Below are 22,361 nucleotides of genomic sequence, written 5' to 3'. Positions count from 1 at the left end.
ACCACACCCTTATGTTAACTAGAGCAGATAGTCATGTGCCCCAGTATTTATTAGATAAGCATTACTATCGAAAGCATGGTCAAGGAGCGTATTACGGGCAAAATAATGCCCAGTCGCAGACCCATGCAAAAAGAAAATAAAGTTTTAAATTAGGAGACAATAATTATGACAAACAATATTTATACTAATCCTTTAATTATACAAAGGGCTGATCCGTTTATTTATAAGCATACTGATGGTTATTATTATTTCACTGCTTCAGTTCCATCCTATAATAGAATTGAGTTAAGAAGGGCAAAAACGCTTGAAGGTTTAGCGCATGCTACTCCAAGAACGATTTGGCGAAAACATGATAATGGAGAAATGAGCCAATTAATTTGGGCACCAGAGATTCATTATATTAATGAAAAATGGTTTATTTACTTTGCTGCTGCAGAAACTACTAAACTTGACAAAAACGGAATGTTTCAGCATAGAATGTTTTGTATTGAATGTGATGAAGAAAATCCAATTACTGATGAAAAAAATTGGATTGAACATGGACAAGTGAAAACAGGAATAGACAGTTTTTCGTTAGATGCTACTTGTTTTGAGTATAAAAACAAGTTGTACTATGTTTGGGCACAAAAAGATCCAAATATTAGAGGCAATTCTAATATTTATATTGCTCAAATGAAAAATCCATGGACGTTAAAAACAAAACCAGTTATGTTAACTAAACCTGAGTATGACTGGGAAACTAAAATATTTTGGGTAAATGAGGGTCCTGCTGTAATACATCACGATAATAAATTCTTTTTAACTTATTCTGCTAGTGCTACCGATGAAAATTATTGTATGGGAATGTTAGATGCACTTGATGATGCTGACCTACTTAATCCTAATAGCTGGCATAAGAGTAAAAAACCTGTGTTTCAAAGTGATTTAGAACACGGTCAGTTTGGTCCAGGGCATAATTCGTTCACTAAAGCAGAAGATGGTAATACTGATATTCTAGTTTACCATTGTAGAGATTACACAGATATTAAGGGGGATCCGTTATATGATCCTAACCGGCATACTAAAATCCAATCATTTACTTGGAATCAAGATGGAATGCCTGTATTTGGGAAACCAGTTCCATATAATTATAAATAGGGTGGAGAATAGACATGGATAGTGAAATAAAAAATGAAAATAAGCATTTTTGGGGTTTTCCATTTACCCACTTTGCATACTTCTTTATTTGGGCTACAGTAAATGGTTATTTAACGCTATGGATGGAACAAGTTGGACATTTGAATGGGGCAGAGTCTGGGCTTGTATTTTCTATGATGGCAGGTATATCACTAATTTTTCAGCCATTTTTTGGAGTTATTTCTGATAAATTACTATTTAGGAAAGATTTAATAATAACTATTGGAGTTGTTGGAATTTTTATTGGACCTTATTTTCAATGGGCATTTTTACCATTAATGAAAATTAATTCATTTCTAGTAGCGATAGTGACAGGTATATTCTTAAGCTTTGTTTTAAATGGTGGAGTTAGTGTAATTGAACAGTACGTTCAACGGGCTAGTTTAGCAAATGGTTTTGAGTACTCCCATTCACGTTTAGGTGGTTCTTTAGCAGGTATTGTAGCTTCTTTAATCGCAGGACGACTATTTCTATGGAAGCCAGATTCGATTTTTTGGTTGTGTTCTATTTCAGCAACAATATTTGTTGGTTTGTTGCTATTTAGTGACAAGATAAATATGGATAATGCTTCTGCAGCAGGTGATACTTCAAATTCATTGAACATGGAAATTGTAGGATCTGTTTTTAAAAATAAAAATTTTTGGGTTTTATCAATATTTTATATGGGAGCTTCGGCAATTTTTGATGTTTTTGATCAACAGTTTATTATTTTCTTTAAGACATTTTTTGCTACAGCAGCGCAGAGTACATTAGTATATAGTTATATGTCCTCGGCTCAAACCTTAATCGAATTTTTTCTAATGATACCAATGCCATGGATTATTAATAAAATTGGAGCACGAACAGGTTTAATTGCGTATGGATTTTTAACTTGTATTCGTATATTGGGGTCAGCCTTGTCACCAACCTGGGGTTGGGTAGTATTCTTTAGATTACTTGCTGGATTAGAGATGCCTTTACTTTTGACATCAATTATGAAGTACATTGCTGGAGCATTTGATATTAGATTATATGCAACAGTTTATTCATTAGCATCTAATTTTGCTAAACAGATATCTGTATTTATATTTTCAACATTAGCAGGACATATGTATGATGGCTTTGGTTATCAACATACATATGTCATGATGGGTGTTTTTGTATTTATTATTACATTATTTGCGGCGATTACATTAAAAAAAGAAAATCGTGTTCAAGCCGGTGAAATTGAAGATGAAACTGCTAGTTCAAGTAATAATTCTGCAACTGATTCTGCGAGGTAGCAGAAATGATAAAGGCTAATTTTAAAGTAACTGCAGATGCGGTTATTGGTAAGATTGATCCCCGAATGTGGGGCTCACTAGCTGAGCAACTTGGTAGATCTGTTTATAACGGAATTTATCAACCTAATCATCCCTTAGCTGATAAAAATGGTTTTCGCCGAGATGTAATTGATGCAGTCAAAAAGCTAAAAATACCATTGGTTCGGTATCCAGGAGGAAATTTTGTTTCTGGTTATAACTGGGAAGATGGTATTGGTCCAAAATCAAAGCGACCAATTAGACTAGATTTAGCCTGGAAAAGTACCGAAACTAATCAATTTGGCTTACATGAATTTTTAATTTGGTGTAAGACAATTAATGCTCAGGCAGATCTGGCTATTAATCTTGGAACGAGAGGAATAGACGCTGCGCGCAATCTAGTTGAGTACTGTAATTTCCCAGCTGGTACTTATTGGAGCAATCTTCGAATTCAAAATGGACAAAAAAATCCGTTCAATGTTAAATTGTGGAGCTTGGGTAACGAAATGGATGGTGAGTGGCAGATTGGTCATAAAACAGCTCATGAATATGGACGGCTTGCACATGAAACTGCTAAAGCAATGAGAATTGTTGACCCGTCAATTGAATTGATTGCTTGTGGTAGTTCGCTACACTCCATGCCTTCATTTGGTAGCTGGGAAGAAGAAATACTGGATAATGTTTATGATGATGTCGAGTATTTATCATTACACCAATATTATGATGATAATGATCATGATATTAAAAAGTTTTTATCTTCATCTATTGATTTAGATAGTTTTATTAACGAAGTAATTTCAATTTGTGATGCGGTTAAAGCCCGCAAACATCAGACTAAGACCATGTATTTGGCTATGGATGAATGGAATGTTTGGTATCATTCAAAAGAATCTGATACTAAACAAAAACCTTGGCAACAAGCACCTCATTTACTAGAAGATCATTATACTTTTGCAGATGCATTAGTGGTTGGTTCATTGGCACTAACCTTAATTAAACATGCTGACAGGATTAAGATTGGATGTTTAGCTCAATTAATTAATGTTATTGCTCCGATTATGACTAATAATGAAGGAACGCCAACAATTTGGTACCAATCAATTTTTTACCCATTTATGCAAGTTGCAAATTACGCTCAGGGAACTGCTTTAAAGGTAAATAGTAAAGTCGCTGATTATACAGTTTCCAATCGGGTAGTTCCATATGTTAGTTCTTCTGCTGTGTATAATCAATCTAAGGGTGAAGTTGTTCTATTTATTGAAAATAAAGCGGCTGAAGAAGTTGATTTTGATTATAAATTAGCTGATTTTCCACAGGTTACGTTAAAAGAAGCAACTCAATTTGCAGGCTATGACTTAGATGAAACTAACGAAAAACAAACTATGCAAATTGAGAATTTAAAGGATATTAATGTTAATAATCAGAATTGTGTTAATGGAAAAATTGCACCATATTCTTGGAACATGATTCGTTTATCAGCAATCAGTCATTAGGCTGATAGCAACTAAAATCGTAATTCAGTTAGTTACTTACTTACTATCTGACTAAAGAAATTTTGAGAGGGTAATAATGAAATTAAATAAAGGAAAAGGCCTACTCTTTTCATTAGGAGTTGTGTCATTAGGATTGTCACTTCTAGGTGGAATTAATGAAAAAGTTAGTGCTAATTCAAGTACACCAATAACTACAATTGCTAGCAAAAATCAAATACCTGGAACTAAAAGTCCAAGTTTTCTGTATGGTAGGGGACTTGTAACTACTCATACCGATAAAAGTCACAATGGTAAATTATATGCTACATCAGAGCACTATGTGAATGGTACGCCAACATTTTTAATTTTTGAAAGTTTAAATAATGCAAAAAGTTGGAAAAAAATTAGTGAAATAAATGATACCCACAACTTTTTAGCCAATAATAGCCCATGGGGCAATCGCTATCAACCATTTTTGTATGAACTACCTGAAAAAATAGGCAAAATGCCTGCTGGAACAATTATCTGTGCTGGCAATTCGATTCCTAATGACTTGAGTAGGACTTCAATTGATTTATATTTTAGTAAAGATCACGCCCATAGTTGGCAATATCTGAGTACGATTGCTGTTGGTGGACATGCCGATGTTAATACTACAAGTAACGGTCCAGTTTGGGAACCATTTGTTAGCGTGATTGATCATAAATTGGTCTGCTATTTTTCTGATGAACGTGATAAACCACTTCACAGTCAAAAACTATCACACCGGGTATCAAAAGATGGTATCAACTGGGGTAACGAAGTAGATGATGTTGCATTCAAAGAACCAGCAGCTCGTCCAGGTATGGTTACTGTAGCTCGAATGAAGAATGGCAAATATATCATGACATACGAAGTGGTTAATTCAGGTGAATGGAGGACTAACTACAAGATTTCTGCTGATGGTTTAAACTGGAATGCAAGCGATGAAGGAACTAGATTAGCTTATGGTGGTGCACCTTATGTAGTTACTTTACATAATGGTGATATTGTTGCTAATACTGATGGTAGCGGGGACTTATACATTAACAAAAATAATGGTGATGTCAGAGCATGGCAAGATATCAAAACCAATATTCCTTTAGCTTATTCTCGTTCACTAACAGTTTTACCTAATGATGATTTGTTAATAGTAAGTGGTGGGCCTTTGAAGGCACCGACAGATCCGAATAGTAACGATTTAACATCAACTATTTTTAGTTTTAAATAAAAAAATTAAAGTATCTAGTGAATTACGGTGAATCACTAAATATATAAGTAATGCAAGGAGATTTTTTAAAATGTTAGAAGTACCTAAATATGAATTTTGGTTTGCAGCTGGAAGTCAACACTTGTATGGTGAAGAAACATTAAAAGAAGTAGCTGAAAATTCAAAGAAAATTGTTGCAGGTTTAAATGAAAAAGGTAATCTTCCATATAAAATAGTCTTTAAAGCTGTTTTAACTACAGCTGACGAAGTTACTAAGTTTATGAAAGAAGCTAATTATCAGGATAATGTTGCTGGTGTAATTACTTGGATGCATACTTTTTCACCTGCAAAGAACTGGATTCGGGGCACAAAATTATTGCAAAAACCGTTATTACATTTTGCAACACAATATTTAGACTATATTCCTTACGACACTATCGATTTTGATTATATGAACTTAAATCAAAGTGCCCATGGTGATCGGGAATATGGCTATATTAATGCCCGTTTGCAAAAGCACAATAAAATAATTTATGGTTATTGGCAAGACCCTAAAGTGATGAAGCAAATTGCTGATTGGGAAGATGTAGCAGTAGCATATGACGAATCATTCAAACTAAAGGTTTGTCGCTTTGGGGATACAATGCGTGACGTTGGGGTTACTGAAGGAGACAAAGTTCAAGCTCAAATTCAATTGGGCTGGACTGTTGACTATTATGGTGTCGGTGACTTAGTTGCTGAGATGGACAAGGTGAAAGAATCAGAAATTGATGAGCAATTTGCTGAATTAAAAAATGAGTATACTTTAGTTCCTGGCGATATGGCTGAAGCTGAATATGAAAAAACGGTTCGCTATCAGTTGAAGCAATACATTGCTTTAAAACGGTTCTTAGAACGGGGTGGTTATACTGCATTTACTAGTAACTTTGAAGATCTTCATGGTTTAGAGCAATTGGAAGGATTGTCAGCTCAGCTGTTAATGCGTGATGGTTATGGCTTTGCTGGTGAAGGTGATTGGAAAACAGCAGCTTTACTTAGAACATTTAAGATTATGACCCATAATCAAAAGACGGCCTTCATGGAAGACTATACACTTGATTTACGTGAGAGCCATAAAGCAATTCTGGGTTCACATATGTTAGAAGTAGATCCTTCTATTGCTTCAGAAAAACCACGTGTTGAAGTTCATCCGCTAGATATTGGTGGAAAAGCCGACCCAGCCCGTTTAGTATTTTCAGGTTCAGAAGGTGACGCAATTGATGTTACTCTGGCAGATTTTAGAAATAACTTCAAGTTAGTTACTTATGAAGTTGATGCGCATAAAGCTGAAAAAGAAACGCCACATTTACCAGTTGCTAAACAAATGTGGACACCAAAAGTCGGCTTAGAAAAGGGATCTAAGCAGTGGATTCAAGCAGGTGGTGGACACCATACAGTCTTTTCATTTGCGGCAACTGAAGAGCAAGTTAGTGATCTGGCTACAATGTATGGTATTGATTTATGTAGCATAAAGTAAGGACAATTATTAAAAATAAATACACTATTTCAATGTTTTTTGGAGTAGTGTATTTTGCTAGTAAGGAAGAAAAATGGAAATTATTACACAAAAATTTGAAAAATATCAAGCTCAAGAAATTAAAAAAGTTACTCTAAAAAACGATTGCGGTGTGGCAATTTCGTGTTTATCAATGGGGGCAACTTGGTATGAATTTTTAGTACCAGACAAAGATGGAAATAAGCACAATTTGATAATGAATTTTGCACACTGTGCTGACTATTATTCAAATGGCTTGTGTTGCTGTCAATCAATTGGACGGGTCGCTGGGCGAATAAAAAAAGGACATTTTAAGTTAAATCAGCAAGAGGTTCAATTGCTACCTAATGAGAATGGCAATACTTTACATGGTGGTAATCATGGCTTCCGTTTTTTGAATTGGAAGATAACTACCCAAAAAGAGCATAATAGTGTTAGCGCGATTTTTAGCAATAAAATCAGCGAAAAGATTGATGGGTTTCCTGGAGATCTTGATGTAGAGATTAAATATACACTAAATAATCAAAATCAAGTAATGATTTTGTATACGGCTAAATGTGGTTCGAAATCGACATTATTCAACCCAACTTGCCATGCGTATTTTAACTTGAGTGACCAGCCCAATTTAGCTTCACATAAATTAAAAATTAATAGTACACAATATTTAGAATTAGATACGGAATTAATCCCAACAGGAAATATACTTGCGGTTGAAAATACTCCCTATGATTTTCGCGACTTTCAAAATCTTGAATCTGCCATAAGTAAGAATAATGGCTTTGACGATGCCTTTGTCATTGATGGAGCAAGCACTAATTTACGACCAGTTGCAGTTTTAAGTGAACAGACAAGTGGTCGAGTAATAACAATATCTAGTGATAGTAATTGTTTAGTTGTGTATACTATGTCGCAAAATCAACCGGGGGTTAAGTTTATACGTGATGGAGGTAAATTTGCTCAACCTAGTGAAGCAGTGGCATTAGAGGCACAAACATTGCCTGACGCAATTAATAATGACGATTTTGGTAATATTGTTTTGCCAGCAAATACAACAAAAAGTCATGAAATAGTATTTACCTTTACGCAAAAATAAGATTGGCTATTTTAATTTATTTCTTTATTATTGACACCGCTTACATAAAAAGATAAATTTACTAGGTAAGTTAATTTGTAAATTTAGAAATGAAAAGGAATATACCATGAAGTACCATGAAATTACTCAAGCTGATTGCGCTAATTTATCTAGATTTATCTCAGAAGCAGATCGATTTATTACTAATCCAACGCAGCACTGGGATCATGATCAATTCAAAACAATTACGGCTATGCCTGATTTAGTTATTCAGCCAGTAAATAATGAAGAAGTAATAAACGTTGTTAAATATGCTAATGATAATAATATTCCTATTGTAGCTAGGGGAAACTCCACTGGCTTAATGGGAGCCAACTTAACTGTTAAGGGTGGCATATCTTTAGATATGGTTAAAATGAATCGGGTTCTAGAATATGATCCGAAAGGATTGACTATGACAGTTCAAGCTGGTATTAGACTAAAAGATATTGAAGAATACCTTGCAGATAAGCCATTTACTTACATGCCAGCGCCAGCGATGCATTGGGCAACACTCGGAGGTAATGTATCGACAAATGCTGGGGGACTTAAAGCAATTAAGTATGGTGTTACTAGGGAACATATTCGGGAGTTAAAAGTTGTTTTAACTAATGGTCAGCTATATAAATTTGGTTCAAAAGCAGTAAAGTCTTCATCGGGTTATTCATTAAAAGACTTAATTATTGGTGCTGAAGGCACGTTGGGTGTTATAACTGAAATTACGATGAGACTTTATCCTAAACCACGTAAGTCGATTAATGCCATCATTCCATATCCTACATTAAATGATGCAATCAAGTCTGTTCCGGCAATTTTAGCATCAGGCGTCGTGCCGACAACAGTTGAATTCATGGGGCGGAAAGTAATAGAATTATGGGAGGAATATTCTAATGAGCAATTTCCAATTTCAAATGGAGATGGCTTCCTTATTATCGGTCTAGATTCATTTACTGATGAAGAATGGCAAGCTCAATTAAAGCAAACACTAACAGTAGTAAAAGACTTTAAGGCTGAGGATGCAATAATTTTAGCAGCTGATTCAAAAGAAGCTCAAAAAATTTGGCAATGTCGGGAACAACTTTTGCTTGCAATCCAAAAATCGACTCCCAAAATGGATGAAATTGATATTTGTGTGCCAATTAATCATATTCCAGATGTTTTAAAACGAATTGCCGAATTGGAAAGTGAATTAAAAATTCGTATCCCTAATTTCGGTCACGCAGGTGATGGCAACTTACATATTTATCTTTGTTCAGATAACTTAACCGATAATGAATATAAAAAAATAAACGCTAAAGTTATTTCTGAACTTTATAAAACTGCTAAATCTTATGATGGTAATATGTCAGGCGAACATGGTATCGGCTTTGCCCGTGCTAATAACTATGAAGACTTTTATGGTAAAGAATATACTGACTTATTACGACAAATTAAAAACTTATTTGATCCGAAAAACGTTTTAAATCCAGCTAAGATTTTTAATCTTTGAAAAGACCAAAAAAGGTATGGTTAAGCCATACCTTTTTTAAATAAATGTTATTTAATCATGTATCTCCTAGTCATCGGTAGATTTTCACCTGATGGTCCTTTGGTTAGTAGATATTGGACTACATCAATATTGCCAGATTCAAAAGAGGCTGCACAGGCTTGCAAGTATAAATCCCACATTCTAGTAAACCGCTCACCCATTTTCTTTTGAATAAGATCACGTTGTTTATTAAAATTTTCATCCCATATCTCTAATGTTCGTTGGTAGTGACGGCGCAGCATTTCTAAGTCATCAATTTGTAAACCACTAGCCACAATATGATTGATATTTTCGCCTAAACCTGGAACGTAGCCACCAGGAAAGATATATTTGTTAATCCAAGCATTTTTTGCCCCACCTTGTTGACGGGTAATACCATGAATTAAGGCAATGCCGTCTTTTTTAAGATATTTAGCGACATCGTTAAAATATTGACCTAAGTTTTCTTGCCCAACATGTTCAAACATACCTACGGAGGTAATATAGTCCCATTCTTGGTTACCTAATTCGCGATAATCTTCTAGTTTAACTTCAGCCATGTCTTGCATATTTTGATCATAAATTTTCTTTTGTACGAATTTATATTGTTCTTCACTTAAGGTTACTCCCGTTACCTTAAGACCATATTTTTTAGCAGCGGTCAGCATTAAGGTTCCCCAGCCGCAGCCAATATCAAGTAACGTTTTACCTTTTTGGGGATGTAACTTTTCAAGAATATGATTGATTTTAGCTATTTGGGCTTTTTCTAAATCATCTTTATTATCTTCATCAAAATATGCACAAGAATAAGTAAGGGTAGGATCTAACCATAATTTATAAAAGTCATTCCCAATATCATAATGGCTTTGAACATCTTTTTCACTTTGAGCTTCTGTATGTTTTTCATGTGGTAAAAATTTACGAAATTTACTTGAACGCATAAAACTATTAGCGCTTTCATAAGCTCCCCAAATCAAGTGTTGGATATTACCTTTGATTTCAATTTTTTTATTCATATAGGCTTCACCCAAAGCCAGTGAAGCATTATTAGTAATAGAAGACACAGGAATTTTTTCATTGAAAATAATTTCAATATTTGGCGTGCCATTTCCATAAATTTCACTTTTTCCGTCCCAATAAGTTACTTTTACAGGGAAGGGAAAAGACTTGCTCAACATTGTTCGATAAAATGTTTTTTCTAACAATTTTCGAATACCTCCATTTCGTTGTCACTATTTTTATTCTAACACTAAAAAAAGAGATCGAATTCATTATGAACTCGATCTCTTTTATCTTTTATTTTGGTTGATAATGAAAAGCTGGATCTTGTTCATAATCTAACTTTTCCCAAGCAGTTTGTAACTGGTTATCTAAAATTTTTTCATTTTCATGAGTTAATTTGATTTTACGATCAATTCGAATAGGATCACCAAAGCAAATTTCAAGTGGTTGCCGCTTCAATACCCCTATAAAGGTCAATGGTCCTTGATAAACGACGGGAACAATTGGTTTACCAGATAATTTGGCGATTGCAATTGTGCCACCTTTTAGTTCGGAAGAATGGCGTGTACCAGATGGAAAAATAATTAATGAATAATTTTTTTCTTTTAATCCCTTAATAGGTGTTTTGATTGCAGAGGGACCGGGATTTTGTCGATCTACTGCAAAAGCGTGAGCATGCTTAAGGATGAAGCGCAATGGTGGGAATTTAAATAGTTCAATTTTGGCCATGAACATAAATTCCGCAGGGCTTGCAGCTAAAGCAAATAAAATTGGTTCCCACCATGTTCGATGGGGTGCAGCTAAAATATAGTTTCCTTCAGGAATGCGATTTTTATGGTTAACGTGTAAGTGACCGTTAATTACCCAAACAATAAACCGGGCAACGGCGCGAATAAAATGATAAAACATAATTTCCTCCATTTGATGTAAAATATTATAACAAAGCTTTTGAAGAGGATAAAATTTTATGGTAAATTTGGAAAAAAATGAGCGCATAGATTATATGTATAGTGACAATTTAAAGATTATTCAGGACAAAAGTTCCTTTAGTTTTTCACTTGATACGTTATTATTAGCTGCAATGGCAAAAGAATCAATTCGTGATCGATCTAAGGTGGCCGATCTTTGTGCTGGTAATTGTGCAGCAACAATGTATATGGCATATTTTAATCGAGCTAAATACGATGCAGTAGAAATTCAACCTGAAATTGTTTCTCAAGCTAGACGTTCAATTGAGTTGAATCATATGGAAAACCGCATAACCGTTTATCAAAAAAATGTTAAAGATGTAGCTGTTTTCTTGCCTAAAGATTCTTATGATCTGGTGGTCGTTAATCCACCTTATTTTAAAGTTGTCGAAAATCATAAAATTAATCCTGAGCGACAGAAGGCAATTGCTCGCCATGAGATATTAATTAATTTAGAAGAAATAATTTCTTCTGCTAGCAGTTTGCTTAAAATGAAGGGCAAATTATTTATGGTGCATCGTCCAGAGCGCTTAAATGAAATTGCTTATTTTTGTATGAAACACGACCTTAGTATAAAAGTGGTTCAGCCATATGTTTCTCACCGCGGTGAAAATAGTAACTTGATTGTTATTGAAGCGGTTAAACATACAGGGACAGATGGGTTGATTTTAAAAGATGCAATTGAGGTACATGATGAGCAAGGAAATTATTTGCCTGCAATCCAGTATATTATTCATGAGCCAAATCCCAATTCAGAGGATAAGCGAGCACAAAAAAAATATTACTTTTATGTTCTATTATGTAATGACAATAGTTTTTATGGCGGTTTTACTGATGATTTACAAAAACGCTTAACAGCACATAATGATGGTAAGGGTGCTAAATATACCAAGGCACGTCGACCAGTCAAGCTGATTTACCACGAAAAGTTTGCTGATAAAAAGTTGGCTCTTAAACGTGAATACTGGTTTAAACACCACTCCAGACAATGGAAGGAAGATTTTTTAAGGGAACACCGTGTTGACTTTTAGTCTTGCATCTTTAATAAAAATTTAGTATCATTTTCTAGTGTGCTATAAGTACATGGATAAAACATCAAGGGCGATTAACGTTTTGGTGCCAGACATTGGTGAATCGTTAAAATGACCGCTTGAGAGGAACAAAACCATAGGAGGAATTTATTATGTCAGTAGTTTCAATGAAACAATTACTTGAAGCTGGTGTTCACTTTGGACACCAAACTAGAAGATGGGATCCTAAGATGGCTCCATACATCTTCACGCAAAGAAATGGCATCTACATTATTGATTTGCAAAAGACAATCAAGATGCTAGATGATGCGCATGACTTTATTAGAGCTGTTGCTCAAAATAATGGTGTTATTTTATTTGTTGGTACTAAGAAGCAAGCGCAAGATTCAATTGCTGAAGAAGCCACTCGTGCTGGTCAATATTATGTTAACCAACGTTGGCTAGGTGGTACTTTAACTAACTGGAAGACAATCCAAAGCCGAGTACAAAGACTTAAAGACTTAAAGAAGATGTCAGAAGATGGTACTTTTGACAGATTACCAAAGAAGGAAGCTTCACTTCTTACTAAAGAAATGGATAAATTAGAGAGATTCTTAGGTGGTATTGAAGATATGCCAAGAATTCCTGATGTATTATTTGTAGTTGATCCTAAGAAGGAAAAGATTGCAGTTCATGAAGCTAATATTTTAGGTATTCCGGTTGTTGCTATGGTTGATACTAATACTGATCCGGATCCAGTTGATGTTGTTATCCCTTCAAATGATGATGCTATCCGTGCTATCCGTCTAATTTCAGGCGCAATGGCTGATGCTGTTATTGAAGGTAAGCAAGGTCAAGATGATAATGAAGAAAAAGTTGAAACTGAATTGACTGAGAGTAGCGAAGAAGTTACTGAAACTGAAGAAGTTTCAGATGAAAATTAGTTTTTATTTGGAAGGAAACTTTAATGGCTAACATTACTGCTAAACAAGTTAAAGAGTTACGTGATCGTACTGGTGCCGGTATGATGGACTCCAAGAAGGCTTTAGTTGAAGCTAACGGAGATGTGGAAAAGGCAATTGATATCTTAAGAGAAAATGGTGTTGCTAAAGCTGCTAAAAAGAGTGGTCGTATCGCAGCTGAAGGTCTAGCTGAATTTGCATTTGAAGGCAACGATGCTGTTTTAGTTGAGATTAACTCCGAAACTGATTTTGTTTCATCAAACGATAAGTTTATTAAATTAGTTGATGATGTTACTAAGGCAATTTTAAGTGCTAAACCAGCAAATGTCGAAGAAGCATTGAAGGCACCTATGGGTGACTCAACTATTGGTGATGAGATTACTAACTTAACGGCTGTTATTGGTGAAAAGATCACTTTAAGAAGATTTGACTTGATTTCTAAGAATGATGATGAAGTCTTTGGCGCATACAAGCATAACGGTGGTGCAATTGTTGCTGTTGTTACTTTAAAGGGTGATAACGAAGAAGCAGCTAAGAATATTGCAATGCACGTAGCAGCAATAAATCCTGAATATTTGAATAAAGAATCAGTGCCAAAGGCTGACTTTGATCGTCAAAAAGAAGTCTTTACTAAGGAAACTGAAAATGAAGGCAAGCCTGCTAACATTATTCCTAAGATTGTTGAAGGTCGGGTTAATAAGTACTTAAGTGAAATTTGCTTGGTTGATCAACCTTACGTTAAAGATGGCGATATGACAGTTGCTGAGTACGCTAAATCAGTAGGCTGTGAAGTAGCTGCATTTACTCGCTACGAAGTGGGCGAAGGTATTGAAAAGAAACAAGAAGATTTTGCGGCTGAAGTACAAGAACAAATGAAGTAAGTCGGATATAAATAAAAAGGGGATGTCTCTAAAAGAGCCCCCCTTTTTTATTTATTACAATTATTGGTTAATTTAAACTAATTATCTAATGCTTTTCCATTAGTTTTGATTATGTTTTTTATCCATTTAAACGATTTTTTCGGAATTCTTTTTAAACTACCATTTCCTAAGTCATCCATATCTACATATACAAAGCCATATCTTTTTTTCATTTCTCCGGTTGAAAGTGAAATCAAATCAATTGGAGCCCACATGGTATAGCCAATACATGGAACTTTGTCAATATTAATTGCATCAGCCATTGCTGAAAGATGTTTCTGTAAGTAGTCAATTCGATAATTATCTTCTACATAATTATTTTCGTCTGGCTGATCAATAGATCCTAAGCCATTTTCTACAATAAAGATTGGTTTTTGAATTCGATCATAAATCATGTTCATTGTATAGCGTAAGCCAAGAGGATCGAGTCCCCACCCCCATTTGGTTACTTTTAAATATGGATTAGGTAATCCACCGACATTAAACCAAGAATCACCGGCTTTTGAAATGGTCGAACGGTAATAGCTAAAGGCAATAAAATCCAATTGACCATTTTTAAGTGTAGTTATATCTTCAGCTTCCATTTTAATCTTGTTTAGCCCACTAATCCCATAAGGAAATCCCATAATTCAAAATTATTACCGGTAGGCCAAAAAGTGTTGGCGTTCCACCTAATTTGGGTGCAGCACCATATGCGACTACAATTGGCATGAAGTAAAACGGGGCATCTCCGATAGCAGAAAGTAGCATATAACTAGAGGTTTTAACAAAATTTGGATTAACAAATGTAGTAATTAAGATCAAAATTACTTTGAACATTCCCCCTGCAATAAGTCCTGGAATCATTGGAGTAACGGCTGCTTGAATAAACCCTATGGTTTTACTATCAATGTTTCGCTAGGTTAACTTATTATTTGCTGGGTTATCAAGATTTTCATTGACAGTTTTTTCTGTAGTTAAGTCAAAGTCTTTAACGACTGCACTATAAGTTGGAAGTAAGTCTGGCCATAACTTATTTAGTTACCTTTAATCCAGATGCTAGTCTCAGAAAAGACTTTAGGCATTTAATTGTTTTGCCAGGTAAGTCATTTGTCTATAACGCTTAATTCGATATCCAGTCGTTAGTTTCTCTTTTTGTCGAGTTAATCATTGAATGTATGGTTAAAATTGAAGAAAACAGCTAATTATAAGGTAAGAAACATGAAAAGTTTTACCATTAAGTTTATTCTTTCAGTTGTTATTTTTACTTTTTTTATTGTAAAATATAGAATCTAATTAAGATGTTAGAAAGTTATAAATGAAAGAAAATTATGAAAAACTATTTAAGCATTGATATCGGCGGTACTGAAGTTAAGTACGCCCATTTAAGTTCATCTGGGAAAATTATTGATAAGGGTAAGATGGCAACGTTAAAAAATAAAGTTGATTTTCTTAACAGTCTTGATAAGATAATCCAACAAGATGTAGCTAACCTGAAGGGGCTGGGAGTTTGCGCTCCTGGTAAAATTGATAAAACAAAAATTTGCTTTGGTGGGGCGCTACCCTTTTTAGATGGCATTGATTTTGCACAAGTATATGGCGATAAATATGATTTCCCAGTAGCAGTAATTAACGATGGAAAAGCAAGTATTTTAGCAGAAAGTTGGTTAGGTAATCTAAAAGGAGAAAAGAATTGTGCCGCTATTACTTTGGGTACGGCAGTTGGTGGAGGCATCATGATTGATGGTCATTTATTATCTGGGGTACATGCACAAGCTGGAGAATTGAGCTTTATGATTTGTGATAGTTCGCAGGCAAAGACAATGCTGGGTAGTATGGCATATCGCGGCTCAGCTGTGCAGTTTGTTAGAAAAGTTAACCAGGTGCTGCACTATCAAGATGAAACTGATGGTAAGTATGCTTTTGCCGCAATAAAAAATCAAGTTCCAGAAGCTGTGGCAATTTTTAATGAGTATTGTTTAAAAATTGCAATTCTAATTTTAAATCTGCAAACGGTTATTGATATTAATAAAGTAGCAATTGGTGGTGGTATTAGTGCACAATCAATTTTAATCGAGGGAATTAATGCAGCCTACGACCGTTTTACTACAATAGATAACCCAATTATTGGTCAAACTTTGGTCAAACCTAATATCGTTTCTGCCAAGTTTAGAAATGATTCAAATCTTTATGGGGCGCTTTATAATCTATTGTTGCAAGTCAATAATGAAAAATAATATTGTGAAAGTCCATTCTTTAGGAATGGATTTTTTGTTAAAATAAGTTAGTTAAGGTTGGTTACTGAATCCGGCTGTTTTGATGTACTACATTTGTATGCTTTATATGGTAGAATAATTTAAGTTAATAGAGGAGGTTGTCATGACTGAAGTTAAATATAAGCGAGTCGTTTTAAAAATTTCCGGTGAAGCATTAGCTGGAACTAAAGGTACGGGAATTGATCCTACTGTTATCAGTCATTTAGCACAAGAAATAAAGGCGGTTCACGACTTAGGCGTCGAAATTGGCATTGTTTGTGGTGGTGGCAATATGTGGCGCGGTGAAACTGGTGCTAAGCTAGGAATGGAACGCTCTCAAGCTGATTATATGGGGATGTTAGCTACCATAATGAACGGTCTAGCGCTTCAAGATGGATTAGAACATGTAGGTGTTCCTACTAGATTGCAAACTTCAATTGAGATGAGACAAATTGCTGAGCCATATATTAGAAGAAAAGCAATTCGTCATTTAGAAAAAGGACGCGTAATTATTATGGGTGGAGGTACTGGTAACCCATATTTTTCAACTGATACAACGGCAGCACTTCGGGCAGCAGAAATTGGTGCAGATGTAATTTTAATGGCCAAAAACGGTGTTGATGGCGTTTATACTGCTGATCCCAAAATTGATCCTAATGCCACTAAATATACTGAGTTGACCCAACTTGATGTTATTTCAAAGAACTTAAAAGTTATGGACCGAACGGCAAGCTCACTTTCAATGGATACAAATATACCTCTAATTGTATTTAACGTTAATACTGCAGGCAATATTAAGCGAGCTGTCATGGGAGAAAATATTGGTACAATGATTGAAGGAGGAAAAAATGAGTAACGAAGTTATTAATAAGGCAAAGGAAAATATGGATAAATCGATTCATGTTTTTGAGAAGAATCTTGGCACGGTTAGAGCTGGGGTTGCCAATGCAGCGATTTTAGATGGAATTAAAGTTGACTATTATGGTGCCCCAACGCCTTTAACGCAAATGTCTAGCGTAACAATTCCCGAACCACGTGTGCTACTGATTACACCATATGATCAAACTAGTATTGATAATATCGAACATGCTTTGTTAGCCTCTAACTTGGGGCTAACCCCAGCCAATGATGGTAAAGTTATTCGGTTAGTAATTCCGCAGTTGACTGGAGAAAGGCGTCAAGAAATTGCTAAAGAAGTAAATAAGATGGCTGAAGAAGGTAAGATTGCGGTTAGAAATGTGCGTCGCGATGCAATGAATAGTTTGAAAAAATTGCAAAAAGATGATGAAATAACTGAAGATGAACAGCGAAACTTAGAAAAGCAGGTTCAAAAGGTTACTGATGAAGCAACTAAAAACATCGATGTGTTAGCAGATAAAAAACGAAAAGAAATTACTCAAGGATAAGTAATGGTAGAAAAAAGGAATCAGTTAAACCATCTTGCCATTATTATGGATGGCAACGGGCGATGGGCTACACAACAAGGTAAGAAACGCATTATGGGGCATCGAGAAGGAATGTATAATGTCGAACGTATTACCTTAGCCGCTAATGAACTGGGAATTAGAGTTCTATCATTGTACGCCTTCTCAACTGAAAATTGGGCTCGTCCCAAAGAAGAAGTTGCGTATTTAATGAATTTACCAGTACGCTTTTTTGATAAGTTTATGCCTACGCTAATGGAAAATAATGTTAAGGTTAACATTATGGGCTATCTTGACGAATTGCCAAGTAAAACATACGATGTTGTACAACAGGCAATGGCTGAAACAGCTGATAATACCGGATTAATCTTGAATTTTGCTTTTAATTACGGCTCAAGAAGAGAGATTCTAACAGCTATGCAAGAATTAGGGTCTCTAATTGAAATGGGGCAATTATCTAGTGCACAGATTGATGAAAAAATGATTGCTCAACATTTAATGACCGCTAATTTTGGTAAATTTCAAGAACCAGACTTGTTAATTAGAACTTCTGGCGAACAAAGAATTTCTAATTTTATGCTTTGGCAACTTGCTTATTCTGAATTAGCTTTTAGTTCGAAAAATTGGCCGGATTTTAATAAAAATGATTTACAAGAATTTGTCAGCGACTTTGAAAATCGTCATCGTCGATTTGGTAAACTTGATGAATAAGGTAGTTAGGTAAATATATGAAACAACGTGTAATCACAGCAATTATTGCTTTAATTTTGTTTATTCCGATTGTTTGGGCAGGTGGGCTTTGGATGGACTGGCTTACTGTAGCTTTTGCGGCAATTGGAATCAGTGAAATATTTTTAATGAAAAAGCAAATTTTAGTATCAGTTAATTTTGTATTAGCATTATTGGCGACGATAACTTGGGCAATTCCAGATACCTTTATTAAGGCAATGCCATTTAACTGGACTAAGTATGGCATCTATTTTGCGTTAATCATGTTAATGTTAACATGGACTGTTTTATCAAAGAATAAAACAAATTTTGATGATATTGGTGTTTATACTTTGGGATCACTGTATATTGGCACTGGCTTTCACTATATGGCAGGAATTAGAAATAGTCCGCATGGACTAGCTTTACTTTGCTATGTATTTGTAGTGGTTTGGTTAACAGACACAGGGGCTTATATGATCGGTCGAAAAATTGGTCGACATAAATTATGGCCAGTGATTAGTCCCAATAAAACTTGGGAAGGTTCAATTGGAGGAACAATTTGCGCAGTTATTTGTGCAACAATTTATGCCTATTTTGTTCCATTAGGTTATTCTTTAATTGAATTGGTGATTTTTGCTTTAATCTTATCAATTGTTGGCCAGATGGGGGACCTAGTTGAATCTGCCTACAAGCGTTTTTATAATGTAAAAGATTCTGGTAAAATTTTGCCTGGTCATGGTGGAATTTTAGACAGATTCGACAGTATGCTGTTTGTTTTGCCAGTTTTTGCTGCTTTATTAGGTATTGTCCACTAGGAGATTTCTTTTGAAAGGTATACTAATTTTTTTAATTGTATTTGGGTTGTTAGTTTTTGTCCATGAATTCGGGCACTTCATTGTTGCTAAAAAATGTGGTATTTTGGTACGTGAATTTTCAATTGGAATGGGGCCAAAACTTTTTCAAGTGCGTCGTAATCCAACCACGTATACCATCCGTTGGTTGCCATTAGGTGGCTATGTTCGTTTAGCAGGTAAAGATGACGACACAGCACTTGAACCCGGGATGACAGTGATTCTACAGTTAAATGAGCAAAACGAAGTTATCAAAATTGATGCTTCTAAATCAGATGTGCCAATTGAGGGCATCCCAGTCTTAATTACAAAAGCTGATTTGGTTGATGAGTTATTTATTTCAGGATATGAAAATGGCAATGAGGCAGATCGAGTAACCTATCATGTTAATCATGATGCTACTATAATCGATCAAACAAAAACCGAATTAATTATTGCTCCGCGTGATACTCAATTTCAAGAAGCCAATGTTTGGCAAAAATTAGCGACTAATATCGCTGGTCCATTAATGAATATTATTTTGGGCTTTGTTGTTTTTATGATTTGGACCTTTACAATTCCAGGTCCAGCTACAACAACTGTTAGTCATGTCGATACTAATTCACCTGCTAAATTGGCGAAAATCGAACCAGGCTCTAGACTAATTAAAATTAACAATTACAAGATTACTACTTTTCAAGAGGTTTCTGACTTTATTAATCATAGTAAGGGAAAAAATATTAAAGTTTCCTTTATTAATAAAGATGGTCAAACAAGGACAGCTAGTGTTAAGCCAAAATCAATTAAAGTTCAAGGTCAAACTATCTATCAAATCGGAATCCATGCACAAGGTGATGAGCATATTTCGGCCAAGGCTCAACGAGGATGGGAGATGGCCGTATCAACAACTGGAATGATTTTTAATGCTGTTGGTGGATTGTTCAGACATTTTAGTTTAAATAAACTATCGGGTCCAGTTGGAATATATTCACAAACATCACAAGTATCACAATTAGGGTTACCGTATATTTTGGCATTTTTAGCGATGATTTCAATAAACTTGGGGATTGTAAACATGATTCCAATTCCTGGTTTAGATGGAGGAAAGTTTTTGCTTAATTTAATTGAAATTGTTCGTGGTAAACCAATTTCAGAAGATCATGAGTCGTTAGTAGAACTAATCGGTTTTGGACTGTTACTTATTTTGATTATTGCAGTGACTGGCAATGACATATATCGCTATTTTATTAAATAGAATTTTTTAAAAAGTTATTTTGGGGGAGAAATTAATGCGTCAATCTAAATTATTTATACCTACTTTAAAGGAGGCTCCAGCTGATGCAGTTGCGGCTAGTCACAAGCTGATGCTTCGGGGTGGTTATGTTCGGCAAGTAACTGCTGGTGTTTATGCATATTTACCATTAGGTTATCGCGTCTTAACCAAAGTTGAACAGATAATAAAAGAAGAAATGGCCAAAATCAATGTGCCGGAAATGGCTATGCCAGAATTACTACCTGCTTCATTATGGGAAGAATCAGGGCGTTGGCAAAAATATGGTTTAGAAATGTTTAGATTAAATGATCGGCATGGTCGGCAAAGTTTACTAGGACCGACTCATGAGGAAACATTTACGCAAATTGTTGCTAAAAGCATCAAAAGCTATAAGCAAATGCCAATTGCTTTATACCAAATTCAAAATAAATTTCGTGATGAAAATCGGCCACGGTTTGGTTTATTAAGAACGCGTGAATTCATTATGCTGGATGCCTATAGTTTCGCTGCTACTAGAGAACAATTGGATGAACAATTTAATGATGAAAAGAAGGCATTTGAAGCTATTTTCAAACGTTGTGGAGTTAATGTGACAGCAGTAATTGCCGATTCTGGTACCATGGGTGGTAAAAATTCTACTGAATTCCAAGCTCCGGCAGCTATTGGAGAAGATACAATTGCCACTAACGAAACTAATACATACTCTGCTAATTTAGAAATGGCGGTTAGTGTTGATACTTTCAAGCCTAGTCAAGAAAAGGAAGAAGCAATTGTTAAGGTTGCCACTCCAGGACAAGAAACCATTGCTGATTTAACGAAATTTTTAAATGTGCCAGCAACTAAAATTGTAAAAAGCATCCTTTATATAGTTAATGAAAAAGATCATGTACTGGTTTTAATTCGTGGTGATAAGCAAGTTAATGAAGTAAAGCTTACTCATCTACTTGATGCAGATTCAGTAAGAGTCGCTAGTGATGATGAACTATACCAACTTACTGGCTTGAAAAAGGGAAGCGTAGGTCCAATAAATGCTACCTGGGCTGATCAAATTATTGCTGATGAAACAATTAAGAATTTAGTCAATACTGTTGTTGGCGCAAATCAAAATGGTTACCAATTAAAGAACGTTAATTTTGATCGTGATCTTAAAATTGATCAAGTCAGTGATCTGCGTGTTGCCAATGAAGGTGAACCTGATCCAATCGATCATTTACCGCTTAAATTTACTACTTCAATTGAAGTAGGACATATTTTTAAACTTGGCACATATTATACTGAAAAAATGGGAGCTGATTTTTTAGATCAAAATGGAAAATCACAACCAGTAATTATGGGTTCATACGGTATTGGCGTTACACGTGTTTTATCAGCTGTAATTGAGCAGCATTTGACGAAATTTGGTATTGCATGGCCAAAAGAAATTGCTCCATTCAATTTGCACATAGTCCAAATGAAAATGAAAGATGAGGCACAGACTAGATTAGCTGAGCAACTTGAAGCAGAGTTCAGTAAAAATTATGATGTTTTATACGATGACCGCAATGAACGTCCCGGTGTTAAATTTGCTGATGCTGATTTGATTGGTGCTCCCGTTCGTATTACAATTGGTAAAAAGGCTAGTGAAGGAATTATTGAAGTTAAGCGACCAAGTGGTGAAGTGGCTACTGAGATGACAACTACTGAACTAGCAGATTTTGTAAATAAAGAGTTAGGATAATT

General features: G+C 35.1%; 20 protein-coding genes and 2 pseudogenes. 18 read left to right on the top strand and 4 right to left on the bottom strand.

The features are described from left to right. The 8 genes and pseudogenes from araD to F5ESL0225_RS04795 all read left to right on the top strand — a co-directional run. Window positions 1-140: pseudogene (gene araD, locus F5ESL0225_RS04830) on the top strand (L-ribulose-5-phosphate 4-epimerase); the annotation flags it as partial. A 25-nt stretch (window positions 141-165) separates the two neighbouring features. Further along, window positions 166-1,137: a family 43 glycosylhydrolase gene (locus F5ESL0225_RS04825; RefSeq protein WP_122024733.1), complete on the top strand. Its 972-nt coding sequence runs from the start codon at window positions 166-168 to the stop codon at window positions 1,135-1,137. 14 nt (window positions 1,138-1,151) lie between these two features. Then, a complete protein-coding gene (locus F5ESL0225_RS04820; RefSeq protein ID WP_122047976.1) occupies window positions 1,152-2,438 on the top strand; it encodes an oligosaccharide MFS transporter in 1,287 nt (428 codons plus the stop codon). An 8-nt stretch (window positions 2,439-2,446) separates the two neighbouring features. Then, a complete protein-coding gene (locus F5ESL0225_RS04815) occupies window positions 2,447-3,949 on the top strand; it encodes an alpha-N-arabinofuranosidase (RefSeq protein ID WP_370448615.1) in 1,503 nt (500 codons plus the stop codon). Window positions 3,950-4,025: 76 nt separating this feature from the next. Beyond that, on the top strand, window positions 4,026-5,177 hold the full coding sequence (locus F5ESL0225_RS04810) for a sialidase family protein (protein ID WP_122047975.1): 1,152 nt from the start codon (window positions 4,026-4,028) through the stop codon (window positions 5,175-5,177). Between the two features lie 70 nt (window positions 5,178-5,247). Next, entirely contained in the window at window positions 5,248-6,672 is a 1,425-nt protein-coding gene (gene araA, locus F5ESL0225_RS04805) for an L-arabinose isomerase (RefSeq protein ID WP_122047974.1), read from the top strand. A 73-nt stretch (window positions 6,673-6,745) separates the two neighbouring features. After that, on the top strand, window positions 6,746-7,783 hold the full coding sequence (locus F5ESL0225_RS04800; RefSeq protein ID WP_122024730.1) for an aldose epimerase family protein: 1,038 nt from the start codon (window positions 6,746-6,748) through the stop codon (window positions 7,781-7,783). 106 nt (window positions 7,784-7,889) lie between these two features. Then, entirely contained in the window at window positions 7,890-9,290 is a 1,401-nt protein-coding gene (locus tag F5ESL0225_RS04795; RefSeq protein ID WP_122047973.1) for an FAD-binding oxidoreductase, read from the top strand. Window positions 9,291-9,337: 47 nt separating this feature from the next. Here F5ESL0225_RS04795 and F5ESL0225_RS04790 read toward each other — a convergent pair whose 3' ends face one another. Continuing rightward, window positions 9,338-10,513, bottom strand: a complete 1,176-nt coding sequence (locus F5ESL0225_RS04790; protein ID WP_122024728.1) for a cyclopropane-fatty-acyl-phospholipid synthase family protein — start codon at window positions 10,511-10,513, stop codon at window positions 9,338-9,340. Between the two features lie 91 nt (window positions 10,514-10,604). After that, window positions 10,605-11,219, bottom strand: coding sequence for a 1-acyl-sn-glycerol-3-phosphate acyltransferase (locus F5ESL0225_RS04785; RefSeq protein WP_122021857.1), 615 nt, complete (start codon window positions 11,217-11,219; stop codon window positions 10,605-10,607). Window positions 11,220-11,277: 58 nt separating this feature from the next. Between F5ESL0225_RS04785 and F5ESL0225_RS04780 the strand changes: the two genes are divergently transcribed. The 3 genes from F5ESL0225_RS04780 to tsf all read left to right on the top strand — a co-directional run bounded on the left by F5ESL0225_RS04780 (window position 11,278) and on the right by tsf (window position 14,131). Beyond that, window positions 11,278-12,309: a GIY-YIG nuclease family protein gene (locus F5ESL0225_RS04780; protein WP_122021856.1), complete on the top strand. Its 1,032-nt coding sequence runs from the start codon at window positions 11,278-11,280 to the stop codon at window positions 12,307-12,309. Window positions 12,310-12,461: 152 nt separating this feature from the next. Beyond that, window positions 12,462-13,232, top strand: coding sequence for a 30S ribosomal protein S2 (gene rpsB / locus F5ESL0225_RS04775; protein WP_165777865.1), 771 nt, complete (start codon window positions 12,462-12,464; stop codon window positions 13,230-13,232). A 23-nt stretch (window positions 13,233-13,255) separates the two neighbouring features. Next, window positions 13,256-14,131: a translation elongation factor Ts gene (tsf, locus tag F5ESL0225_RS04770; protein WP_118897009.1), complete on the top strand. Its 876-nt coding sequence runs from the start codon at window positions 13,256-13,258 to the stop codon at window positions 14,129-14,131. 77 nt (window positions 14,132-14,208) lie between these two features. Here tsf and F5ESL0225_RS04765 read toward each other — a convergent pair. Both F5ESL0225_RS04765 and F5ESL0225_RS04760 read right to left on the bottom strand, forming a co-directional pair. Beyond that, a pseudogene (locus F5ESL0225_RS04765) lies at window positions 14,209-14,730 on the bottom strand (family 1 glycosylhydrolase); the annotation flags it as partial. A 43-nt stretch (window positions 14,731-14,773) separates the two neighbouring features. Further along, on the bottom strand, window positions 14,774-15,016 hold the full coding sequence (locus F5ESL0225_RS04760) for a hypothetical protein (RefSeq protein ID WP_122047971.1): 243 nt from the start codon (window positions 15,014-15,016) through the stop codon (window positions 14,774-14,776). 464 nt (window positions 15,017-15,480) lie between these two features. On the opposite strand from F5ESL0225_RS04760, the gene F5ESL0225_RS04755 reads away from it, so the two are divergent. The 7 genes from F5ESL0225_RS04755 to F5ESL0225_RS04725 all read left to right on the top strand — a co-directional run bounded on the left by F5ESL0225_RS04755 (window position 15,481) and on the right by F5ESL0225_RS04725 (window position 22,359). Beyond that, window positions 15,481-16,386 carry an ROK family protein gene (locus tag F5ESL0225_RS04755; protein ID WP_122021854.1) on the top strand — a complete coding sequence of 302 codons (906 nt, stop codon included), beginning with the start codon at window positions 15,481-15,483 and terminating at the stop codon, window positions 16,384-16,386. A gap of 142 nt (window positions 16,387-16,528) precedes the next feature. Then, the gene (gene pyrH / locus F5ESL0225_RS04750; RefSeq protein WP_122021853.1) at window positions 16,529-17,260 is read left to right on the top strand and encodes a UMP kinase; all 732 of its coding nucleotides are present in this window, start codon (window positions 16,529-16,531) and stop codon (window positions 17,258-17,260) included. Further along, complete coding sequence (gene frr / locus F5ESL0225_RS04745) at window positions 17,253-17,810, top strand: ribosome recycling factor (RefSeq protein WP_090092199.1); 558 nt, start codon at window positions 17,253-17,255, stop codon at window positions 17,808-17,810. The genes pyrH and frr overlap by 8 nt, the downstream gene beginning before the upstream one ends. Window positions 17,811-17,813: 3 nt before the next feature. Continuing rightward, window positions 17,814-18,539: an isoprenyl transferase gene (locus tag F5ESL0225_RS04740; RefSeq protein ID WP_122021852.1), complete on the top strand. Its 726-nt coding sequence runs from the start codon at window positions 17,814-17,816 to the stop codon at window positions 18,537-18,539. 17 nt (window positions 18,540-18,556) lie between these two features. Next, a complete protein-coding gene (locus F5ESL0225_RS04735; RefSeq protein ID WP_122047970.1) occupies window positions 18,557-19,354 on the top strand; it encodes a phosphatidate cytidylyltransferase in 798 nt (265 codons plus the stop codon). Between the two features lie 10 nt (window positions 19,355-19,364). After that, entirely contained in the window at window positions 19,365-20,624 is a 1,260-nt protein-coding gene (gene rseP / locus F5ESL0225_RS04730; protein WP_122021851.1) for an RIP metalloprotease RseP, read from the top strand. A 34-nt stretch (window positions 20,625-20,658) separates the two neighbouring features. Next, a complete protein-coding gene (locus tag F5ESL0225_RS04725) occupies window positions 20,659-22,359 on the top strand; it encodes a proline--tRNA ligase (RefSeq protein ID WP_122047969.1) in 1,701 nt (566 codons plus the stop codon). Window positions 22,360-22,361: the final 2 nt, after the last annotated feature.

Source organism: Lactobacillus sp. ESL0225 (assembly GCF_003692905.1).
In the GTDB taxonomy this organism is placed as follows: Bacteria; Bacillota; Bacilli; order Lactobacillales; family Lactobacillaceae; genus Lactobacillus; species Lactobacillus bombicola.
The sequence above is the reverse complement of the archived record's forward strand: the minus strand, read 5'-3'. Positions and strand labels throughout refer to the sequence as shown.